The sequence below is a fragment of the Candidatus Aquiluna sp. IMCC13023 genome, assembly GCF_000257665.1.
GTDB lineage: Bacteria > Actinomycetota > Actinomycetes > Actinomycetales > Microbacteriaceae > Aquiluna.
Map to the genome: position 1 here is coordinate 199,055 of NZ_AJKR01000003.1, position 21,784 is coordinate 220,838.

Below are 21,784 nucleotides of genomic sequence, written 5' to 3' on the forward strand. Positions count from 1 at the left end.
AATCTCCAGTCAACAGGGGGTAAGAGCCCTGACTACCAAAACATTCCCTTAGCCCAAGAAAGGCGCCTTCTAGTTCTTGGGTTTGCGCCTAAAGATTCTTTTTATACGGGCAACTATTCTTTCCAGCCCCTGCACACCCTGCTGGTTAAGCTCCCTTGCCCACTTGATTTCTAGTGCCAAAATTGAGAGCCCGAAGAAGATAAACAGCAGTCCGGGTCCAGGCGTGACCAGCATTACTAAACCGAGAATCAAGAGCGCGAAACCAATCAACATGATCAAGGCCCAACGAATCGGGTGAGGCAGATTTGCTAGTAGCTTTTTCAGCTTTTCCATTTAGTGCTCAACTGTCTTCACAGCGTAAGTATTTCAGGTCACAGAGAAAAATAACTGCTTTTTCACTAGCCTTGAAAAAAACCCTCTCAACGAAAGGCAGATGAGTCGAGTTCCTGGTCACTCGACTTACTCAGTGGCAACTCAAAAAGGAGAAATTTTATGAACAATGAGCGTTTACGCGAATATCTCTCTCGATTCAAAAAACTTGAGTCCAATTGGCAAGGGTGGTTTTTTCGAATTTTGGTTACCGGCGGTCTGACCGTTTTGCTCGCTACTCAACTCTGGGCCGCCATCGGAAGAATTAGTTGATCTTTTAGATAGCAACCAAGCCCCTACTGCTATGGGCTAACTTGGTGGGCGATACTGGGTTCGAACCAGCGACCTCTTCCGTGTCAGGGAAGCGCGCTACCACTGCGCCAATCGCCCAGCTTTGAAGCTGGAGGTGAAGACGGGATTCGAACCCGTGTACGCGGCTTTGCAGGCCGCTGCCTCGCCTCTCGGCCACTCCACCAATACAGGGGCTAAAAGCCTCTGAGAGCGGATGACGAGATTCGAACTCGCGACCCCAACCTTGGCAAGGTTGTGCGCTACCACTGCGCCACATCCGCACGCTCTTTTTCAAGAACTAGATAACTATGCCACAAAAACGATTGCTGTGAAAACACAAAAGCGGGAGAAAGATCTCCCGCCTTTGTGTTTTCTTGAATCTTTTGGAGCTACTTGACCTCTGCATCCTGGCCGAAGCTGTAGGCAGCCTCGCCGTGGACAACGGAGTCAACGCCTGCGATTTCATCCTCGCTCTTGACCCTGAAGCCAACGGTCTTCTCAATAGCGAAGCCGATAACAAGGGCAAGCACGAAGCTGTAGGCAAGAACACCAAAGGCTGCAATTGCCTGCACGACTAGCTGTCCGATGTCGCCACCTGTGAACAAGCCGGTGTCGATTGCGAAGAATCCTAGGTACAGAGTTCCAACCAACCCGGACACCAAGTGGATGCCGACTACGTCAAGTGAGTCGTCGTAACCGAACTTGTACTTGAGATCCACAGCTAGAGCAGAAAGAACACCAGCAAGAACACCAAGTAGTAGTGCGAAGACCGGAGTCACGTTTGCACAAGCTGGAGTGATGGCAACTAGACCAGACACTGCACCCGACGCTGCACCAATTGACGTTGCCTTGCCCTCTTTGACCTTTTCAATAACAAGCCAACCAAGAATAGCTGCGGCGGTTGCACCAAGGGTGTTCACGGTGATTAGACCAACGTTTTGCATGCCGTTCAGGAACTCTGCTCCAACGTTGAATCCGAACCAGCCGAACCATAGAAGTCCTGCACCAAGAAGTACAAGAGGCACGTTGTGTGGCTGCATGATTCCCTTGGCAAAGCCAAAGCGCTTACCAAGAACAATCGCAAGTGCTAGAGCGGCAGCTCCAGCGTTGATGTGTACTGCTGTACCACCTGCGTAATCAATAACTCCAGGCATGTCGAGCCAGGTACCTAGCTCCATGACCCATCCGCCACCCCAAACCCAAGCTGCAACTGGGAAGTATCCAAAGGTTGCGAAGAGGCCCGCAAAAATCAACCATGAGCCGAATTTTGCTCGATCCGCAATCGCACCAGAGATTAGGGCAATGGTGATGATTGCGAAGGTTGCGCCGAAGCCTGCGCCAATTAGGCCATCGTTATCTAGGCCATCAAGACCAAAGGTTGTGAATGGGCTTCCAGCGAAGTCCGTTGGGTTTTCGACCGCTGACATGCTGTAGCCGTAGAGGACCCATAGGACACCCACTAGGGCAATTGAACCAAAGCTCATCATCATCATGCTGACTACGGACTTGGCCTTAACCAATCCTCCGTAGAAAAAAGCGAGACCCGGGGTCATAAGTAGTACCAGTGCTGTTGCGGTTACCGCCCAGCTAAGTTCTCCTGTATCTAACATTTGTTATACCTCTCCAAATAGGTTTCAAGCGATCGAATTCTCCGAGCACGTTTGATAGCTTTCCGCTAAAAGGTTTCCAACAGTCACTTCTAATGTTTCGGTCTGGTTACATCTCGCAGTTTGCCGGGTAAAGAAAAATAGCTAAACACCACAGGGTATTCTGAAGACAGCAAATCGAAATGGAGAGCCATGAAAAGCGATCGTTCTGCCGCCCTGCTACTAATGGGAGCGGCAATTATCGGCATAGTAATAGCCAATAGCCCCTTCGGCCCGGCCTTCCTTGACTTCAAGCACGCCTACGTAGGATTCGAATCAATTGGTCTAAGCCTTAGTGTCGAGCACTGGGTCAGCGATCTACTTTTGGCCACCTTCTTCTTGGTTGCGGGGCTAGAACTGAAATATGAACTTTCAAGTGGTGTGCTTTCTAAACCTGCCAGCGCTCTTGTTCCAGTGCTGGCCGGCATCGGCGGCGTCGTTGTGCCTGCCCTGATTTACGTTGCCTTCAACTGGGGAACCGATTACGTGAATGGTTGGCCAATTCCGACCGCTACCGACATCGCATTTGCTCTTGGAGTGCTTGCAATTTTCGGCCGAGGACTTCCTAAGTCGGCCCGGGTCTTTTTATTGGCTCTAGCCATTTTCGATGACCTTGTGGCGATCCTGATTATCGCGGTGTTCTTCACCTCCGATGTCGAGGTGTTATGGCTCGTTGCAGCAGTAGTAATTGCAGCACTGCACATGTTGATGGAGAAGTTCGGAAAGCTGCCGATCAACTACGTAAGAGTATTTACATTTATCCTGCTTTGGTACACCGTGTACCAGTCCGGAGTTCACGCGACTGTTGCCGGTGTTGTTCTTGGCCTGATAATCCCCAGCAAGAAAACACACTCCCTGGTTGCAAAAATTCAGCCCTGGACTAACACTGTGTCACTTCCTATTTATGCATTCTTTGCAGTGGCAATCGCGCTGCCCGTGTTTGACGGTGCGTTCTCCAGTGTCTTTGTCGGTATCGCAATAGCGTTGCCAGTGGGCAAGGTGCTCGGAATAACGGCGCTGGCTATTTTGGCAAACAAGATCGCTGCCAAGCCGGATCGTTTGGACTTAGAGCCCCTTGACTTCCTGGCAATAAGCGGCCTGGCTGGAATCGGCTTTACCGTTTCGCTTCTAATGACCAACTTGGCCTTCAAAGACACTCAGTACATAGTGGCGGAAGCGACGCTGGCTGTAATCCTCGGTTCAGTGGTAGCGATGGCCTTTGGTGGCTGGTTGTCCCAAGTCAGAGGTCGCTACCACATGCGCAAGCACCGAGAAGAAAACGCAAAGGCTAAGAAAGACTCGTAAGAGCTCCCATGCGAGAGATTGTTCTCAAATACTTTTTCCGATAGCCGCCAGACAACATAGTTTTGGAGAACACCGCCGTAATTGGTGTGCTGCCCGAGGTCCTTAGCGGAACCTGAAACTCGTACATTCTGTCTATAAAGGCAACGAGTCTTAGCGCGTGCACTTGGTCATCGAGTTTTGACACATCGGTGATTCCAAGAGCACCGACGTTGGACACTAGCGCTCGGTATTTGGTTGGATGCAATGTTCCAAGGTGCCCGAGAAGCTCGCTGAAGTCGTCTCTGAAATTATTTTTGTGCTCCTTGAGCCAAGCTCCAAGAGTAGTTTCGTCAAGCGTTTCGGACGCAGCGTCTATGTCGCGATGACGATAATCCTCCCCGTCTACAGACACAATCCGGAACCTGTCTCCAAGACCCTTGATCTCTCGCTGAAAATCACTCGCTGCAAATCTTCCGTCGCCAAGAGCGTTAGGAGGAGTGTTGCTGGTAGCTGCAAACCTGGTGCCACTAGCCTCTAACTCCTTGAGGAGCCTGGACATGATCATTGTGTCCCCCGGGTCATCAAGCTCAAACTCGTCGATGCAAATGAGGCCGTACTTTTTTAGCTCCAGCACGGTCTGCGCAAACCCGAGGTACCCAACCAGGCTCGTGTATTCAAGAAAGCTGCCGTACGCCTTCACTCCAGCGTAGGCATGCCAGATGGATGCGAGAAGGTGCGTTTTGCCGACTCCAAAGCCGCCATCTAGGTATATTCCAGGAAACTTCTCGGCTTTTGAAAAGAGCTTCTTTTTGGGTCCGTGGACAAATTCTTGGCACAATTGCAAGGCAGTTGACTGACTCTCGTAGTTCTTATCGGGGCGATAACTTTCGAACCGAGCGTGATCGAACTCGGGGGGTGGCTTAAGCTGTCTAATAAGTTCTGCCTTAGAAACCTCAGGATGCCGCGTCAGCAAGGAATTTGGTTTTTCCAAATCTTGTTCGGTCAATGTAAGCGCCCTTCGTCAGAATAAGTGTAGATAATCAAAAGGAGAACTATGAACCAGTTGAGCAAAATAGCCCAGTATGCGAACCCAGATGTTCTGGTAACAACAGAGTGGCTCAAGAACAACATGGACAACGTGATCGTTGTTGAATCCGACGAGGACATCCTTTTGTATGAGACCGGCCACATTCCGGGAGCCGTAAAGCTTGACTGGCACACCGAACTCAACCACCCGCTAAGACGCGACTACCTTGAAAGCGAAGAGTTCGCCAACCTGATGAACCTCAAAGGCATCGGTAGGCAGGACACAGTCGTTCTTTACGGTGATCGTTCTAACTGGTGGGCCACCTATGCCTTTTGGGTATTCAAGCTCTTCGGTCACGAAAACGTGCTGCTGCTCGATGGCGGTAGAAACAAGTGGATCGCTGATGGGGGAGAAATATCAAAGGAGAAGCCAACGGCTTCTAGCAAGGATTACCCAGTAGTCGAAAGACACGATTCAGAAATTCGAGCATTTAGAGACGAAGTTCTTCAGCACATAGGTCAGCCAATGGTTGACGTTCGATCTCCTGAGGAATACTCGGGCGAGCGTCTACACATGCCAGATTTCCCAAATGAGGGTGCTACACGTGGCGGTCACATCCCGACAGCGGCATCTATCCCTTGGTCTAAGTCAATCCAGGAAGACGAAACCTTCCGACCGATTGCTGAGCTTGAGAAGCTTTACTTCGAAAACACCGGCTACGACAGGAATTCGGACTTTATCGCGTACTGCCGAATTGGTGAACGATCCTCACACAGCTGGTTTGTGCTGAAGTATTTGCTCGGTGTGAAAAACGTCCGTAACTACGACGGTAGCTGGACTGAGTGGGGTAACCTCGTGGGCGCCCCGATCGCGACCGGCTCTGAACCTGGGCTTGCAGCTTGACTCGTGCCGCCGAAGATATTGTCGCTGACTTCCAGTTCCTGGAGGGCAGTGACCGTCTGCAGCTACTCCTAGAATTCAGCGAAGCCCTTCCGGAATTGGATGAGCGTTACGGCAATCATCCGGAGCTGCTTGAACGGGTTGAAGAGTGCCAGTCTCCAGTGTTTATTGCCGTCGATGGAACAGCGGCCAAGATTGTGCTTCATTTTTCGGCACCGAGAGAATCCCCAACCACAAGGGGCTTTGCGAGCATTTTGTTCACCGCATTGAGCTCACATTCAGCAGACGAAATCCTCCAGCTCTCGGATGACTTTCCGACTGAACTTGGACTAGACCACATAATCACTCCGCTTCGAGTTCGCGGTATGCGTGGCATGTTAGCCAGAATCAAGCGTAAAACTGCAGAGCTCGTCGCCAAGGATGCCTGAGGTTCTAAGCCTAATTGGCGACCCACTAATTACGGCATCCATGGTTGTCGATGATGCGGGATCTCACATTGGGCCTGACGGCACCTCCAAGTCACTTGGAGGTGAATCAGACCTCGAGCTTCTGATGCTTTTCAGAAAAAGAGCCGGAACCGTTCTAACGACCGGGCTGACCGCTCGTTCCGAGAACTATCGACTGCCATCCTCTTCAGCATTGGCCATTCTTACAAGATTGGCCATCGAAACACTCCCCGAACAACTCCGGGTTGAACAAGTGCGGCTAATCGGAAACGAAATAATTCTCACACCGGACGAAGCAATTCAGGAACTAATGACATCGAGTCCAACTCCGATTCACATTGAGTTTGGCCCAACCGCGCTGACAGAAACTCTGCGATCAAGAACTGATGTTCGCGCTTTCATCAGCAGTGAATATGAATCAGGAGCTACCGCTTTTATTTCGAAGTGGAACTTGCTCCAAGTGGGAGCCTTTAGATTCAAGAATCTATACGTAACTGAGGTTAGTGGGCGAGTCTAGAGGGAGCCCCGTGAATACCTCTGTAACTTGTTGTTGTGGAACTTGACCTAGCCAACATCTCAGAACCTTTTGCCTCGATGCTTCGTGAGCTTTCGAGCTTGTCGGTCCGGGATGAGATCGAACTTACTCAAATACCTTCACCAACTGGGATTGCCCCAGAAGCAATCGCGATTTCGGCCGAGATAGTCCACCAGACAGCCTCCGACCACGGTGTTTCACGGCTGGTTTTTTGCCGTAATCCCGAGGTCCCAGAGGGTTGGAACTCGGAGTTTCGAATTATTGGCTACGCCAAGTCACCCATTGAGCTTGAAATGGCAAAGGATGACTACACCGCGGCCCTACCCTGGGAGTGGCTGAAGGACTCCCTGGCGGCTGAAAAGGCCGGCTTTGCCCACGAGGCTGGAACCACGACTACAGTTATCTCCACGGGGCACGGAGCTCTTATCGCGCAGCCTCAGCACGCTGAGCTTGAAATTCGAGCCAGCTGGGCTCCGACATCGTTTGATTTGGCGTCACACTTATCAGGCTGGATAGAGCTTTTGGCCCTGATTTCCGGCCTGCCACCGAAAGACAGCAAAGTTATGAGAATTAGTTGAATTTAAACACCCCCAGACGACCAGTAGTCCAAGTCGTCGAACAAGAATCGCTCGAAGAAATGCTGGAAGCTCTAAAACAAAACACGGACACCCTTGCCGTTGACACTGAAAGAGCAAGCGGTTTCCGCTACTCCCAGCGTGCTTACCTAGTCCAGATTGGCCTTGCTGCAGGTTCTATCTACCTGGTTGACCCGGTGGCACTGGATGAGAGCTCCCCCGGCTGGAGCGAACTCGTGGCTGCACAGATAAACATCCGGACCTGGTTGCTACATGCTGCCACCCAAGACATCCCTTGCCTGACAGAACTTGGCTTCACAAGCGAAACGATTATCGACACTGAACTGGCCGCTCGGCTAGCAGGCTACGAGAAGGTTGGTCTCGGCTCTATGGTCACGGAATTACTTGACCTTGAGCTTGCCAAAGAGCACTCGGCATCAGACTGGTCAATACGACCTTTGCATCCTTCGCTGCTCAATTACGCGGCGCTTGACGTGGACGTGCTGCACGATCTTTGGGCAGAAATTGAAAAAAGCCTGGAATCTCAGTCCAAAAGCCAATGGGCAAATGAAGAATTTGCAGCCTTGCAGAATTTCAAGCCCAAGCCAGTCGCCCAGGAACCATGGCGGAACCTCCCGGGTCTAAGCCGGGTCAAAGACCAAGTGAAGCTCAAGGCCGCAGCTGCGTTGTGGCTAGCCCGAGACGAGATCGCCAGTGAATCAGACATTGCTCCCGGACGTTTGATTCCAGACCGTTCGATAATGGCCGCAATCGATAAGGTGCCTAGGTCCAAGCACGAGCTGTCCCAGAACAAATTGTTTCAAGGCCGAGCCTCTAGGTCGATGTTGACGGTTTGGTGGGAGGCAATCGAAGGATCAAAGAACCTAGAGATTTTGCCAGCCCCTGAGCACACCGGAGCTATCCCAAATCACAAGAGCTGGGAGAAAAGATTCCCCGAGGCACACGTTCGACTGAAACTCGTACGAGAGCTAGTAATGGCTAAAGCAACGGAATTAGTTGTTCCCGTAGAGAATCTTTTGACGCCGGAGTTTTTGCGAAGAGTTTGCTTTGAGCCTGAAAAAGAAATAGCTGCGCAGCTGGAAAAGCTCGGCGCAAGACCTTGGCAGGTTCAAATCGTCACTGAGCTTATTGAAGAGGGTCTTGCGTTAGCTGAGGCTGAGAACTCTCATCCTCAAACGCCTTAGCGTGCGGAACTTTTGACCCAAGAACCTGCGCAACAATGTCTCTAGCGATTGATTTAGCGGTGAGACCTAGTCGCTCAAGTATTTCTGCCCGCTCGGCGTGCTCTAAGAACTCGGCCGGAACACCAACCTCGCTAAGCGCAGTATCAACTTCATTAGCCCTTAGCTCCTGACGAACTCTTGAACCGAATCCCCCGGTCTTTAGTCCATCCTCAATTGTCACGACCAATCGGTGATCCTTGGACATCTCAACAAGGTCCTTGTTTATTGGCAAGATCCACCTTGGGTCCACGACCGTGGCACCAATCCCCTGACTTGCCAAAAGATCAGCAACGTCTATTGCAACCGACGCAAAACTACCGACTCCAACGAGCAACACATCTTTGCTTGCCGCCTGCTTCAGGACATCAACACCGTTGGTAGTGCGCATGATGGCCTCAATTGAATTTGGCACCGCACCCTTTGGAAAACGGATAACGCTCGGGGAATCATCGATTGCGATTGCCTCTCTGAGGCCTTCTTGAAGCCGTTCTTTATCCCTCGGCGCCGAAATGTGGATTCCGGGGACCATTTGCAAAAGCGGAATGTCCCAGACACCATGGTGGCTGGCGCCGTCAGGGCCTGTTATGCCGGACCTATCAAGCACGAAGGTCACTCCGGCCTTGTGAAGCGCGACATCCATCAGGACTTGATCAAAGGCACGGTTTATAAAAGTCGAATAGATCGCAACGACTGGATGGAGTCCGCCGAAGGCCATGCCCGCAGCTGCAGCCACGCCGTGCTGTTCCGCTATACCAACGTCAAAAACTCGGTCCGGAAATTCGCTAGCAAATTTATCCAAGCCAACAGGAATCATCATGGCTCCGGTGATCCCTACAACTCTTGAATCAGCCTTTGCAATGTTCAGAATCTCATCCGCGAATACTTCGGTCCACGGTGTCGAACCATTGCTCGGCATCGGCATTCCGGTCTCAGGATTTATCTTGCCAACCGCATGGAATTGGTCAGCCTCATCCCTGATAGCAGGATCGTAGCCCTTGCCCTTTTGAGTAATTGCGTGGACAACCGCCGGTCCTTGGTGTGCCTTAGCTCTTGCCAGCGCCTTTTCAAGTGCTGCCAGATCATGACCATCTACTGGGCCGAAGTACTTTATGTCCAAGTTAGGAAATATCCCACCGAAGTTACCGGGGCCAAACAAAGAGTGCAGTCCGGCACGGGTTGAATCAAATACGGCTCTGCCTAGAGGGCCTACTCGGTAGAAAATCTTCCTGGATAGTGAGTAACTGGCGTGGTAAAGAGTATTGGCTCTTATTGACTCGAGACGATGAGCCAAACCACCCATGGTTGGGGCATAAGAACGGCCGTTGTCATTTACTACAATCACCAGGTTGCGGTCATTGTCATCGGTGATGTTATTCAATGCCTCCCAGGACATGCCACCTGTCAAAGCACCATCGCCAATTACCGCGACGACGTGCCTGTCGAGCTGGTTGGTTGCCTTATAGGCCCTTGAGATGCCATCTGCCCAGCTCAAAGAGGATGATGCATGCGATGACTCTACGATGTCATGTTCGCTCTCAGAACGCTGCGGGTAGCCTGCGATGCCATCCTTTTGACGAAGAGTCGATAGGTCCTGACGGCCGGTGAGTAGTTTGTGGACGTAGCTTTGATGTCCGGTGTCGAAAACTATCGAATCTTTGGGAGAGTCAAAAACCCTGTGCAGTGCAACCGTAATTTCAACGACGCCCAAGTTGGGACCCAAGTGACCACCAGTTTTAGAAACTGAATCAACTAGGTGTTCTCTTACTTCCTGGCACAACTCCACCAACTGTGCTGCGGACAACGCTTCGAGATCACTAGGAGATTTGATTTCAGCTAAAAGACTCATTAGATTCCCAACATCTGTCGACTTGAAGTATTCCTAGGCCACCAAAGAGCGAAGGACGTACTGCAAAATACCGCCATTACGGAAGTAGTCAGCTTCACCTGGAGTATCGATGCGAACGACCGCGTCAAATTCGATAACTGACTTACCTTCAGCGGAGTGCGCTGTCGGTCTCGCCACCACGTGAACTGTCTTGGGTGTCTTGCCGTTGTTCAGCTCTTCAATGCCCGTGAAGTCAAACTCTTCAGTGCCATCAAGCCCAAGACTTACTGCGTGCTGTCCTGAAGGGAACTGCAGCGGCAGAACGCCCATGCCGATTAGGTTGCTTCGGTGAATGCGCTCAAAGCTCTCTGCGATAACCACCTTGATGCCCAAGAGGCTTGTTCCCTTAGCCGCCCAGTCCCTGGAGGATCCGGAGCCATACTCTTTGCCGGCAATTGCAACCAGTGGTGTACCGGCTGCGCGGTAGTTTTCAGCCGCATCAAATATGAAGCTCTGCGAGCCTTCATCGTTGGTGAAATCTCGCGTGTAACTTCCCTCAACGTTGTCAAGAAGCTGATTGCGAAGCCTGATGTTCGCAAAAGTTCCGCGAATCATCACTTCGTGGTTACCACGACGAGATCCGTAGGAATTGAAATCAACCCTCCCGACGCCCTTTTCCATCAGGTAGATACCTGCCGGAGAGTCAGCCTTTATCGAGCCGGCAGGCGAGATGTGGTCGGTAGTAACAGAATCACCAAGCAACACCAGGGCCCTTGCAGAATGAACATCGGTCACTGGCGAAGGGGTAAGGCTCATGCCTTCAAAGTAGGGCGGCTTTCTTACATAAGTAGAATCACTGACCCAGTCAAATAATGCGCCCTCAGGCGTTGGTAGTGATTGCCATCTGCTGTCGCCATCGAATACGGAGGCGTATTGAGTGGTGAACATGTCTGAGTTGATTGAGCTATCAATCGTCTCTTGAACCTCGCCCGGTGTTGGCCAAATGTCCTTCAGGAACACATCGTGCCCGTCCTGATCCAAACCAAGTGATTCAGTATCGAAATCAAAATCCATGGTTCCAGCCAGAGAGTAAGCGATCACCAATGGAGGGGACGCCAAGTAGTTCATCTTGACGTCGGGATTTATGCGTCCCTCAAAGTTACGGTTTCCGCTAAGGACTGCTGTTACAGCAAGGTCGCCCTCATTAACCGCTGCTGAGATTTCGTCAGCCAGCGGGCCGGAGTTCCCGATGCACGTCGTGCAGCCATAACCGACTAGCTGAAAACCCAGCTGATCCAAAGACTCTGTTAGACCCGCCTTTTTGTAGTACTCGGTAACGACCTTGGAACCCGGCGCCAAAGAGGTCTTTACCCAAGGCTTAGCCGTTAGGCCCTTTTCAACGGCCTTCTTTGCAAGCAGTCCGGCAGCTATCATCACCGAAGGGTTTGAGGTGTTCGTGCAAGAAGTGATCGACGCGATTGTAACTGCGCCGTGGTCGAGCTGATAGTCCTTGCCCTTCACAGGCACTGGCGCACTGAATGAAGGTGCGTAACTCTTCAGATCTCGTTCAAAAGAAGCCTTGCTCGTGGAGAGCTCAACGCGGTCCTGTGGACGCTTAGGCCCGGCGATCGACGGCACAACCGTTGAAAGATCTAGCTCTAGGTATTCGCTAAAATCAGGCTCTTTACTTGGGTCGTGCCACATGCCCTGCGCTTTGGCGTAAGCCTCGACTAGGGCTATTTCGTCTGAATCACGGCCAGTGATGCGCAGATAATCAAGGGTTACATCATCAATTGGAAAAATGGCTACTGTAGAGCCAAATTCAGGAGACATGTTCCCGATAGTCGCTCGGTTCGCCAAAGGAACACTGGCAACACCCTCGCCGTAGAATTCAACAAACTTGCCCACGACACCGTGGTTACGGAGCTGCTCTGTAATGGTGAGCACCACGTCGGTAGCCGTTGCACCAACAGGAATCTGCCCGGTCAGCTTGAAACCGACGACCTTTGGAATAAGCATGGATACTGGTTGACCCAACATCGCAGCCTCGGCTTCGATTCCGCCAACACCCCAACCGAGGACCCCAAGTCCGTTGACCATGGTCGTGTGTGAATCTGTTCCAACGCAGCTATCGGGATACGCAATAACTTCGCCATCAACCTCGCGGGTCATCACGGTTCTAGCTAGGAACTCGATGTTCACCTGATGAACGATGCCTGTTCCTGGCGGCACGACTTTAAAGTTATCGAACGCAGTCTGGCCCCAACGCAAAAACTGGTACCGCTCACTGTTTCGCTGGTATTCAAATTCGACATTACGCTCAGCGGCATCTGGAGATCCGGACACATCCGCCACAACGCTGTGATCGATTACCATCTCGGCTGGAGTCAATGGGTTGATGCTTTGAGGATCTCCGCCAAGCTCCTGCACTGCCTCACGCATGGTTGCTAGATCAACAATGCAGGGAACTCCAGTGAAGTCCTGCATAATCACTCTTGCGGGGCTGAATTGAATTTCGGTGTCAGGTTCCTTATTGGGATCCCATGACACTAGGGCGTCGACGTGCGCCTGGGTTACATTCGCACCATCTTTGGTGCGGAGCATGTTCTCTAGGAGAATCTTGAGGCTGTAAGGAAGTTTTTGGACTTCTAGGTCGGCCATGCTGAAGTACTTATAAGTCTTGTTGCCGACGGTTAGATTGCTGGCGCTTGAAAAATGTGACATTAGAACAACTCCTAGAGGATTACCCCTCTAATCTACCGTCAATTGGGTTGGCAATGCGCCTCAGCAGAATCCAGGTCAGAGCCAACAGGCCAGCGTACGCCGGAGCGCCCATGACGACCCGAGAAGCGGCCAGAAGTTCAACCTGTCCAGAGAAATACAACGGTAACTGAACTGCCAGCCGGGCTAAGAAAAACCCCACCCAAACTAATGTCACGGTTCTAAGCCTTGAAAAAACCGCCTTGTTGCTCCGCCAGTCTGCGAGGCCGAAGAGCAACTGGGCTAAGTAGCCCATGACGGGTCTTCGAATCAAAACCGAAACCAAAAAAGCTAAGGCATATGCCCCGTTAGTAAAAAAACCCGGCACAAAGTAGTCGGCCGCCTGCCCCCCATTACGAAGTGCTAAAAACGCCGCGAATGCTATAGCTGCAGCACCCACGATTGCCTGCACTAAAGACTTTCGCTGTCCAAGGCGAATGGCTATAAACAGTGCCGAACTCACGGCGGCTACTCCAACGGCGGCTATCGCCTCACCGGTTATGGCAAAAACAATAGAAAACAGCGTTGCTGGGAGTATCGCTTCGGCAATCCCGAGCGGCCCTCCGATTCCAGCGAGCAATGACTGACGATTTAGATCAAAGCCGTTTTCGCCCTTTTCTATCCCGAGACGCTTGGCAACGGAATCGGGATCACTCATCTTTGTCACTGACTGGCAATCTCAACGGCAACAGCTCACCCGGAGGCATCGCAACATCTCCACGACTTACCGCAGCCGATCGAAAAATCGAAACTAAGCGCGCATAAACATCTTCGCTGATTGTGGAAGCTGAGATGACACCTCGAAGAAACCATCTCGGGCCATCTACACCGATGAACCTTGTAGGTCTTGAGATAACTTGATCCCCACTCTTTGCAGGTACGCTGCCCCGAAGCTCCTGCCCCATGATTCCCTCAACAGGTTCAACCGATCCCCCTTGCGAAGAAATACCTTGAATCAGCGCAGACATTGTCGCTTCCCACAACCCGTCGGACTTAGTCGATGCAAAAGCCTGCAGTTGCAACCTGTGCCCATCAATTTCAACGGTTAGGGCTACTACTTTTTTGCTTGTATCGTCGATGTCGGCTCGAATTTGCATGTCCTGTCGAGGAGCTAACCGAATTGAACCAAAATCGAGATACGGAGTTAGCACACCGATTTCGGAAACGTCGAACGGACCAGCGGTATCTCTGTCCTCAGGGGTCGATTTTGGCACTATGACCTCCCGCTCGAGCCGAAGCCGCTTTCACCACGACTTGATTCAGGCAATTCATTGACCGCAATGAAGCGGGCTCGTTCGACTTTCTGAAACAGCAACTGGGCTATGCGATCGCCAACTTCAATGTGAAAATCCTCCGCGGAGGTGTTTAGCAGTGTCACCATAATTTCACCCCGGTAACCAGCATCTACCGTTCCTGGAGAATTCAAAACCGTGATTCCGTGCTTGGCTGCCAGTCCGCTCCTGGGGTGGACAAGCCCCACGTAACCATCAGGCATCGCAAGCTTTAATCCGGTGTGAACAAGCATCCGCTCTCCTGCGGGAATCACGAGTTCATTCGTCGAACGAAGATCACAGCCGGCATCCCCCGGCTTTGCGTAGATCGGCTCAAAGCCGTCCTGAGCAATTATTAGCACTTCCAAATCCATGCCTAGAGCGTAATGTATTCCTGTGCCCACTAATTCTTATTTCGAACGCTTGTATCCTTCAGTGGGCTTTTTTATAGCCCTTAGCCTGTCCGCTCCACTTGTTTTGCTGTCATTGTTGCCGATATCTCAAACCGTTGCGGTATTTATGGCCGGACTGGTTCCGGTTGGACTTATTTTTCTCTCAATTTTTTCCGCTCCAACAATCAAGATCTCGGAAAATATTCGCGTTGGCCGGATAAATGTTCCGCTAAGCGCACTAGGTGAGGCCTTTGGTTTGGAAGGAGATCAGATGAAGAAAGAACGAGGACCGGGTCTTAGCCCTGCTGCACAATTTATAATTAGAGGGGACCTCAAATACATGGTAAAAGTTTCCGTCAAGGACCCGAACGACCCCACGGCCTACCTGCTAATAAGTACCAGAAATCCAGCGGCTCTAGCCAGCGCAATCAATGCAAATGGCAGCTGATCGAGGCTTTGAAGCTCTCTGCTGGTGCGGCTTAACTAGAAAACAGGTAGTGCAAGTAAATTCGTTTTCTTGAAGCGGCAACACAACAACTTCAAGCTCCTCGTTGACCACATCTGGCATCGTGAACCCGTCGACGTTGTCGACATCGTCTTCGCCTCCAGAACCCGTGGAAGGGCCTCTTTCCTTGAGTGCATCAAGGGACTCGGTGTCGTCGTCCGTCTTTCGAGTTGCGTCGTAATCAGTTGCCATGCTGTCCAGCCTCTCTGAGCGTCTCGGCGTGAACTATGCCCTAGGAATCAATAATATGCAAACTAGGCTCGCCGCAAGACCTAATCCTTTTACCAAACTCACCGAGGCAAATAAGCCAACAACCGACCCAAAGTGCAACACTTCTTAGCTAGGAGGCATTCATGAACCTAAGATTTGTTGCCAGAGACGGTGACGCGATCATTCTCGAGTCGGACCAAGGAGAACGCTTCCAGGTCCCGATCGATGATTCGATGAGGGACGCCCTCAAAAACAATCCGCGAGTATCCGGAGCCGACTTCAGCCCAAAATTAGTGCAAGATCTAATTCGTGCAGGACTCACCCTCGACGAGGTTGCCGCTCAGGTAGGCCAGGACGTTGACGCCATTAGACCATTCGCAGCCCCAATACTGGACGAGCTTCGATATGTATTAGAGGCGGCCCTAAACACCGAGGTTAGTGACGGCGTGAGCATGATGCGCTTTCAGGACTTAGTTACGCGCATCGATTCTTCAGCAAGCTTCAGTCTTGCAAAAACCGAGGGAGTTTGGAACGTTCACGCAAGCGGTCAGTCTCTGATGACCTGGAAGTTTGACCCTCGTTCCAGAAGCATTGAGCCTACGAATCCAGAGGCCCAAAACGCTTCAAGACACCAATCGCGCAGAGATGTGACTTCACCGGTTATTCATGAGACAGTCTTATCCGAGAACCTAAATATAAATGAGGCCCCTGCTCAAGAAACTACTGAAGAGCCTGCCGATTCCGGGCGTAACGCTTCTGTTCACAGCCTTGTCGAAGAGCTCAGGACCAGAAGGAAGCAGGCCGATTTGAAGCCGGCAACCGCCAAGGGAAGAGCCTCGCTACCAAGCTGGGATGAAATTGTTCTAGGGACAACAAACTCAGAACCCGATTTGGATTAACGGCACTCTTATTTCAGCTGGTGACAGCGATCCGTGATGTGCAATCATGTCAAAACTCCTGGCCTTAAAGTACTTCGAGTGATACAAAGTGAAGTCTGATTTTGCAAGAAGCATCAGCTCAGGTAATCGATCTTTCGCCGGCTGGAGAACTTCACCAAACCAATTAGCCGCAATGGCTTCCTCGGTTTTCACTGCGTCGAACGCGTAACTAAATGGCTCTAGGTCAGCAACAACTTGGTCGATAGCGCCCGAATCATCAAGATAGACATAATTTACCCTCGTGTCCCCCCCCACAAATTGGACCGAACCACTTTTTTCGTAGCAATCATCGAGTATTAGCTGCCTCGGCTTGGAAGTCTCTATCATTCCGTGGTCAGCTGTGATCACAACGGCGGTGTCCTTCGGGATTTGATCGCAGAAGGACCTGAGCATTGCGTCGAGCTCTTCCAGCATGGCGGCCCAACCGGAATTTGACCACCCACTCTGATGCCCATATTTATCAAGTTCGGGAATGTACAAGTAAGTAAGAGACTGTTGCTTTGAATTAGCGATCGCTTTTGCCGCCTCGAACTTCTCTTGCCACGTGTTAGCGGCAATGAAGTTTGCACCTCGCATAGTGGCCTCGGTGTAGCCGGAGTCACGATACTCGGATGCGGCGACAACATTGCACTGCAATCCAAGCGACAATGCTCGCTCAGAAACAGTTTCGCGCGGTTGCCAAACTTGCGGATCCGTACGCTCGTTCCATCCGACCAAAAGGTTTATTTGCTCATCTTGTCTTCTATCCCAAACTCGGTGCCCGACTAGGCCGTGCTGCCCCGGGGAATCACCGGTTGCGAAGGACGCGATGTTTGCACTCGTGGTGGCAGGGAAACCGCAAACCGAAATGCTCTTCTTGTCTAGCTGGCTGTTGAGCCATGGTGCATGGCCACTTCGCTGTATTATCTGTTCGGCTCCAAGGCCGTCGATGAGTATGACAATGACCTTTTGCTTCTGACTCAAACCCAAGGGGTTGCCAAGCCCCTGCAACGAAAGAAGCCCAGATGTGAACACGTTGCGAATGTTCCCTAAAGCTTTGGGGACAGCGGGTAAAGTCAAAGGCACCCCTCAAGTTTCGCACAGCTAGGACTCATGACCGATACATCAGAACGAATTGTAGACATTGATGTCTCTGCAGAAATGCAAGAGAGTTTCCTGGAGTACTCCTACTCTGTTATTTATTCAAGAGCTCTTCCAGATGCCAGAGATGGCCTAAAGCCTGTTCAGCGACGAATAATTTACCAAATGGGCGAGATGGGCCTGAAGTCCGACCGCGGTCACGTGAAGTCGGCCAGAGTCACCGGTGAAGTCATGGGAAAGCTACACCCGCACGGTGACCAGGCAATCTATGACGCTCTCGTGAGAATGTCGCAGGTTTTCTCACTGCGCCTTCCGCTTATAGACGGGCACGGAAACTTTGGAAGCCTCGATGACGGCCCAGCTGCAGCTAGGTACACCGAGGCCCGACTTGCCAAGGCTGCAGAGGCCCTAAATCAGAGCCTCGATGAAGACGTAGTCGACTTCACGCCAAACTACGATGCTCAGTTAACCGAACCTTCGGTTTTACCAGCTGCCTTCCCCAATCTTCTTGTCAACGGCGCCAGCGGTATCGCAGTCGGAATGGCAACCAACATGCCACCTCATAATTTGCGAGAGGTCGTTGCAGCCCTGCACCTGCTGATCAAGAATCCTGATGCTTCTCTGGATCAGATTATGGAGGTACTACCTGGACCAGATTTGCCAGCTGGGGCCGTGGCCCTAGTCGGAGAAGGCCTTAGGGAGGCCTACCAAACTGGTCGAGGTACATTTCGCACCCGAGCAAAGATCTCGGTTGAAATGGTGGGTCCGCGACGCACAGGCTTGGTCGTCACTGAGCTTCCATACCTTGTCGGCCCCGAAAGGGTCATCGAAAAAATAAGGGACGCGGTGACCTCGAAGAAGCTCGAGGGAATCCACAACGTTGTCGACCTAACCGATCGCGAAAACGGACTGCGTCTAATCATTGAACTGAAAACCGGATTCGACCCTGCATCTGTCATAGATGCGCTTTACCGCTTGACGCCAATCGAGGAAAGCTTCGGCATAAACAATGTCGCGCTAGTCGAAGGCCGACCGCAGCAAATGCCACTAAAGGCTCTTCTGGAGGTTTACCTCAAACACCGCATTAGCGTTACCACTCGACGAAGTAAAAACCGATTAGATCGCAGAATGGGAAGGCTCCACCTACTTGACGGTCTGGCGATTGCAGTACTAAACATTGACGAAATAATTGAGGTCATCAGAACCTCAGACACGGCCGACGCTGCTCGCGATCGACTTAGAACGGTGTTTGATCTCTCGGAGCTGCAATCCGATTACATTCTGGAACTACGGCTTCGAAGGCTCACTAGATTTAGCCTCATCGAGCTGGAGACAGAGGCCGACACCTTGCGAAAAGAAATCGCAAACCTTCAGCAATTGCTAGGAAGTGACGAGCTTGTAAAGCGATTGGTGTCCAAAGAACTTGACGAAGTCGCCGAAGAATTTGGGGACGCGAGGCGAACTCAATTAATAGATTCAGAGGGCGTTACAGTCTCTCGAAAGCCAGTACAGGTAGCTCAACTTGAGGACTCCCCCGCAACGGTAACTCTGGATGTATTGGGCAATCTTTTCCGCAGCGAGCCTTCATCACAGTCACAATCGGGATCAGGCAGTTTTATAAACACTTCTCTTAGGAAAGACGTCGGCCTAGTTACATCTAAGGGTCGAATACTAAGAGTTCACGTTTCTGACCTGCCAGCAATGTCGGCTGGCGTCTCCACAACTGCTTCCAGTGCTGACAAGTTTCTTGGGCTATCTGGCGAATCAGTTGTCGGTATAGCGGAATGGCTTAGCGATGCAACCTACGCAATCGGAACCAGTAACGGCGTTGTGAAGAGATTGACCGGGCCTTTCCCAGACAAGGAAGAGGTTGAAGTGATGGGGCTAAAAGATGGTGACAAGATTGTCGCATTCACCATTGCCCAGGATGGCTCAGAGCTCTGCTTCGTTACAAGCAACGCGAATGTCCTTATCTTCCCCGCAGCATCGGTGAGGCCTCAAGGGCTGAGCGCTGGCGGCATGTCAGGAATTACAGCCAGTAATTCCAGAGTCATCAGTTTTGGCGTGGTCGATTCTGATACTCACTTGGTAACAGCCGCTAACTCATCTTTGGCCCTTGGCTCAACTGATCCAGGCGCTATAAAAATAACCCCTGTTGCCAATTACCCTCGGAAAGGTAGGGGAACCCAAGGCGTTAAATGCCACCGCTTTTTGAAAAATCAGGACCAGCTATATTTCGCAGGATTGTCCTCTGCGAGCCCCGTACTTCTAAACCTTGATGGCTCCGAACTCGCAGCGGTCGAGATTGACCAGCGCAGAGACGGCAGCGGACTAGCCATTGATGAATATCTGGCGGCAGCCTTCTAAGCGTCTATTTTTTCTCTGTCAAAATCATCGGCTGAGTCAACAATAAAGTCACGCCTCGGAGCCACTTCGTTGCCCATCAACAACTCGAAGGTTCGCTCTCCAGCGGCCGCGTCAACAGCCGTGATGCGTCGCAGCATCCGGTTCGAGGGTTGCATCGTGGTCTCAGCCAGCTGATCTGCATCCATCTCGCCGAGGCCCTTATAGCGCTGAATAGGCTGTTTATATGACTTACCGGCCTTCTCAAGGCTTCTTAGAAGGTCATTGAGCTCCTGCTGTGAGTATGTGTAAATGACCTCTTTGTTTCGACCCGCAGTCTCTACACGGTGAAGTGGGGGGACGGCCGCGTATACCCTTCCAGCCTCAACAAGTGGTCTCATGTAGCGGAAAAATAGCGTGAGCAGCAGGGTCCTGATATGAGCACCATCAACGTCCGCATCGCTCATGAGAATGATCTTCTCGTAGCGAACCTGCTCCAGATCAAAAGTTCGACCAGAACCTGCACCAAGAACCTGAATGATCGCAGCACATTCGGCATTGGAAAGCATGTCCGATAAGGACGCCTTCTGCACGTTTAGGATTTTGCCCCGAATAGGAAGTAGTGCCTGAAACGCCGAATCGCGAGCGAGTTTAGCCGTCCCCAGTGCGCTGTCACCCTCGACAATGAACAACTCAGAACCAACGGTGGCACTGCCGCGGCAATCGACAAGCTTGCTTGGTAGCGATGATGACTCAAGCGCGTTTTTCCTGCGCTGCGTGTCCTTCAGGCTCCTGGCACTAATGCGGGTCTTGGCCTCGCTAACAACTTTATCCAGAAGAGCATCAACCTCGGCTTTTGTGCCACGGATCTTGCCCGCAAGAAGCTCATCTGCCCATTTAGCAACCGAGTTAGCAACTATCGCTTTTATTGCAGGAGTGCCGAGTGTCTCTTTGGTCTGGCCCTCGAACTGCGGCTCCGGAAAACTTACTGAGACCACTGCCGTGAGTCCCGCCATAACATCATCGCGCTCAATCTTTAGAGATGTCGCCTTCAATCGCCGAGCATTAGCCTCAATCGCAGTCCTGAAGGACTTGAGAAGGGCCTGCTCGAAACCAGTCAAGTGGGAGCCGCCCTTAGGGGTTGAGATTATGTTTACAAAAGACTTGACCCTCGTATCAAAACCACTGCCCCACCTCAGGGCGACATCCACAACACATTGTCGCTCGACCTCTTTGCTCTTCATTGAGCCTGACGCCTCGTCTAATACTGGAACCGTCTCCCGGAAGCTTGTCGTCTCATTGATTCGTCGGGTTGCCAACACTGGCCCGTCGGCCGCCAGGTACTCGACGTACTCAGTAATACCTCCCTCAAAGACAAACTCTTGACTGACATCGGAGAGCTCATCGTGCACACTCAGGACCAACCCGGGAACTAAGAAAGCAGTCTGTCGTAGCCGGCTTTCCAAGTCCTGCATCTGAAAATCTGCACCAGGCTCAAAAATTTGTGAGTCTGGCCAATATCGAACCCGTGTGCCTGTTTTTGACTTAGTAACTTTGCCAACGACCCTAAGCTCACTTTTATCAACAAAAGGTGTGAAGTCCGCGGCTGGGCCCTCACTCGCAAAAACTCCCGGCTCGCCCCTGTGGAAGGACATAGCCCAAGTTTGACCGGCTCGATCCACCTCAACATCCAGACGAGAACTCAACGCATTCACTACGGATGCACCGACTCCGTGCAAGCCACCGGAAGCTCCGTAGGATCCGCCACCAAATTTGCCACCGGCATGCAGCTTTGTGAAGACAACTTCAACGCCAGACAGACCAGTTCTAGGTTCTATGTCGACCGGCACTCCTCGGCCGTCGTCTTGAACCGTGATAGAGCCGTCGGTGTGAATTACTACGCCTATGCGTTTACCGTGCCCCGCGAGAGCCTCGTCGACCGAGTTATCAATTATTTCCCAAAGGCAATGCATAAGACCGCGACCGTCGGTCGATCCGATATACATGCCCGGTCTTTTTCTAACTGCCTCGAGCCCCTCAAGGACCGAAAGGTGTCTAGCTGAGTAATCATCCACCCCGAAACAATAACCCCGGTTGAGCAGACTGGCACTATGCCACTTCGCCGTAAGAGAAACTGGCTCCA

At 51.7% G+C, this 21,784-nt stretch carries 20 protein-coding genes and 3 tRNA genes; 9 read left to right on the plus strand and 14 right to left on the minus strand.

Annotation, left to right across the window (positions count from 1 at the left end; all coding sequences use genetic code 11):
- Positions 1–69: 69 nt before the first annotated feature.
- The 5 genes from IMCC13023_RS04730 to IMCC13023_RS04750 all read right to left on the minus strand — a co-directional run bounded on the left by IMCC13023_RS04730 (position 70) and on the right by IMCC13023_RS04750 (position 2,270).
- Positions 70–333 (minus strand): PGPGW domain-containing protein, encoded by a 264-nt coding sequence (locus IMCC13023_RS04730; RefSeq protein WP_007541818.1) that lies wholly within the window; start codon positions 331–333, stop codon positions 70–72.
- 351 nt (positions 334–684) lie between these two features.
- Positions 685–759, minus strand: a tRNA-Val gene (locus IMCC13023_RS04735).
- Between the two features lie 11 nt (positions 760–770).
- Positions 771–844, minus strand: a tRNA-Cys gene (locus tag IMCC13023_RS04740).
- A 25-nt stretch (positions 845–869) separates the two neighbouring features.
- A tRNA-Gly gene (locus IMCC13023_RS04745) sits at positions 870–941 on the minus strand.
- Between the two features lie 108 nt (positions 942–1,049).
- Positions 1,050–2,270 (minus strand): ammonium transporter, encoded by a 1,221-nt coding sequence (locus tag IMCC13023_RS04750; protein WP_007541822.1) that lies wholly within the window; start codon positions 2,268–2,270, stop codon positions 1,050–1,052.
- Positions 2,271–2,459: 189 nt separating this feature from the next.
- Between IMCC13023_RS04750 and nhaA the strand changes: the two genes are divergently transcribed.
- On the plus strand, positions 2,460–3,611 hold the full coding sequence (nhaA, locus tag IMCC13023_RS04755; protein WP_007541824.1) for a Na+/H+ antiporter NhaA: 1,152 nt from the start codon (positions 2,460–2,462) through the stop codon (positions 3,609–3,611).
- On the opposite strand, the gene zapE is transcribed toward nhaA, so the two are convergent.
- The gene (gene zapE, locus IMCC13023_RS04760) at positions 3,595–4,596 is read right to left on the minus strand and encodes a cell division protein ZapE (RefSeq protein WP_007541826.1); all 1,002 of its coding nucleotides are present in this window, start codon (positions 4,594–4,596) and stop codon (positions 3,595–3,597) included. The two genes, nhaA and zapE, sit on opposite strands and share 17 nt — an antisense overlap.
- Before the next feature lie 48 nt (positions 4,597–4,644).
- Between zapE and IMCC13023_RS04765 the strand changes: the two genes are divergently transcribed.
- From IMCC13023_RS04765 to IMCC13023_RS04785, 5 genes are read left to right on the plus strand one after another with little or no spacing between them, the layout of a single operon-like run.
- Positions 4,645–5,520 (plus strand): sulfurtransferase, encoded by an 876-nt coding sequence (locus IMCC13023_RS04765; RefSeq protein ID WP_007541827.1) that lies wholly within the window; start codon positions 4,645–4,647, stop codon positions 5,518–5,520.
- On the plus strand, positions 5,517–5,945 hold the full coding sequence (locus IMCC13023_RS04770; RefSeq protein ID WP_007541829.1) for a SufE family protein: 429 nt from the start codon (positions 5,517–5,519) through the stop codon (positions 5,943–5,945). Before IMCC13023_RS04765 ends, IMCC13023_RS04770 begins: the two co-directional genes overlap by 4 nt.
- The gene (locus tag IMCC13023_RS04775) at positions 5,938–6,480 is read left to right on the plus strand and encodes a dihydrofolate reductase family protein (RefSeq protein ID WP_007541831.1); all 543 of its coding nucleotides are present in this window, start codon (positions 5,938–5,940) and stop codon (positions 6,478–6,480) included. Before IMCC13023_RS04770 ends, IMCC13023_RS04775 begins: the two co-directional genes overlap by 8 nt.
- A 35-nt stretch (positions 6,481–6,515) precedes the next feature.
- The gene (locus IMCC13023_RS04780; protein ID WP_007541834.1) at positions 6,516–7,076 is read left to right on the plus strand and encodes a DUF3000 family protein; all 561 of its coding nucleotides are present in this window, start codon (positions 6,516–6,518) and stop codon (positions 7,074–7,076) included.
- Positions 7,073–8,278: an HRDC domain-containing protein gene (locus IMCC13023_RS04785; protein ID WP_050816751.1), complete on the plus strand. Its 1,206-nt coding sequence runs from the start codon at positions 7,073–7,075 to the stop codon at positions 8,276–8,278. The genes IMCC13023_RS04780 and IMCC13023_RS04785 overlap by 4 nt, the downstream gene beginning before the upstream one ends.
- Here the strand turns inward: IMCC13023_RS04785 and dxs are convergent.
- From dxs to dut, 5 genes are read right to left on the minus strand one after another with little or no spacing between them, the layout of a single operon-like run.
- Positions 8,220–10,163, minus strand: coding sequence for a 1-deoxy-D-xylulose-5-phosphate synthase (gene dxs, locus IMCC13023_RS04790; RefSeq protein ID WP_007541836.1), 1,944 nt, complete (start codon positions 10,161–10,163; stop codon positions 8,220–8,222). The genes IMCC13023_RS04785 and dxs overlap by 59 nt on opposite strands.
- Before the next feature lie 33 nt (positions 10,164–10,196).
- On the minus strand, positions 10,197–12,866 hold the full coding sequence (acnA, locus tag IMCC13023_RS04795) for an aconitate hydratase AcnA (protein ID WP_007541838.1): 2,670 nt from the start codon (positions 12,864–12,866) through the stop codon (positions 10,197–10,199).
- 19 nt (positions 12,867–12,885) lie between these two features.
- Positions 12,886–13,560, minus strand: coding sequence for a DUF3159 domain-containing protein (locus IMCC13023_RS04800; RefSeq protein WP_007541841.1), 675 nt, complete (start codon positions 13,558–13,560; stop codon positions 12,886–12,888).
- Entirely contained in the window at positions 13,553–14,116 is a 564-nt protein-coding gene (locus IMCC13023_RS04805; RefSeq protein ID WP_007541844.1) for a DUF3710 domain-containing protein, read from the minus strand. Before IMCC13023_RS04805 ends, IMCC13023_RS04800 begins: the two co-directional genes overlap by 8 nt.
- Entirely contained in the window at positions 14,116–14,547 is a 432-nt protein-coding gene (gene dut, locus IMCC13023_RS04810) for a dUTP diphosphatase (protein WP_007541847.1), read from the minus strand. The genes IMCC13023_RS04805 and dut overlap by 1 nt, the downstream gene beginning before the upstream one ends.
- A gap of 61 nt (positions 14,548–14,608) precedes the next feature.
- Between dut and IMCC13023_RS04815 the strand changes: the two genes are divergently transcribed.
- Positions 14,609–15,013, plus strand: coding sequence for a DUF3093 domain-containing protein (locus tag IMCC13023_RS04815; RefSeq protein ID WP_007541849.1), 405 nt, complete (start codon positions 14,609–14,611; stop codon positions 15,011–15,013).
- Here the strand turns inward: IMCC13023_RS04815 and IMCC13023_RS04820 are convergent.
- Positions 14,981–15,262, minus strand: a complete 282-nt coding sequence (locus IMCC13023_RS04820; RefSeq protein WP_007541851.1) for a DUF4193 family protein — start codon at positions 15,260–15,262, stop codon at positions 14,981–14,983. The genes IMCC13023_RS04815 and IMCC13023_RS04820 overlap by 33 nt on opposite strands.
- Before the next feature lie 161 nt (positions 15,263–15,423).
- On the opposite strand from IMCC13023_RS04820, the gene sepH reads away from it, so the two are divergent.
- Positions 15,424–16,179, plus strand: a complete 756-nt coding sequence (gene sepH / locus IMCC13023_RS04825; RefSeq protein WP_007541855.1) for a septation protein SepH — start codon at positions 15,424–15,426, stop codon at positions 16,177–16,179.
- Here sepH and IMCC13023_RS04830 read toward each other — a convergent pair.
- On the minus strand, positions 16,159–17,277 hold the full coding sequence (locus tag IMCC13023_RS04830; protein ID WP_157775973.1) for an alkaline phosphatase family protein: 1,119 nt from the start codon (positions 17,275–17,277) through the stop codon (positions 16,159–16,161). The genes sepH and IMCC13023_RS04830 overlap by 21 nt on opposite strands.
- A 33-nt stretch (positions 17,278–17,310) precedes the next feature.
- Here IMCC13023_RS04830 and IMCC13023_RS04835 point away from each other — a divergent pair, with 33 nt between their 5' ends.
- Complete coding sequence (locus IMCC13023_RS04835) at positions 17,311–19,665, plus strand: DNA gyrase/topoisomerase IV subunit A (protein WP_007541860.1); 2,355 nt, start codon at positions 17,311–17,313, stop codon at positions 19,663–19,665.
- On the opposite strand, the gene IMCC13023_RS04840 is transcribed toward IMCC13023_RS04835, so the two are convergent.
- Positions 19,662–21,716 carry a DNA gyrase/topoisomerase IV subunit B gene (locus IMCC13023_RS04840; RefSeq protein WP_007541862.1) on the minus strand — a complete coding sequence of 685 codons (2,055 nt, stop codon included), beginning with the start codon at positions 21,714–21,716 and terminating at the stop codon, positions 19,662–19,664. The genes IMCC13023_RS04835 and IMCC13023_RS04840 overlap by 4 nt on opposite strands.
- Positions 21,717–21,784 lie beyond the last annotated feature (68 nt).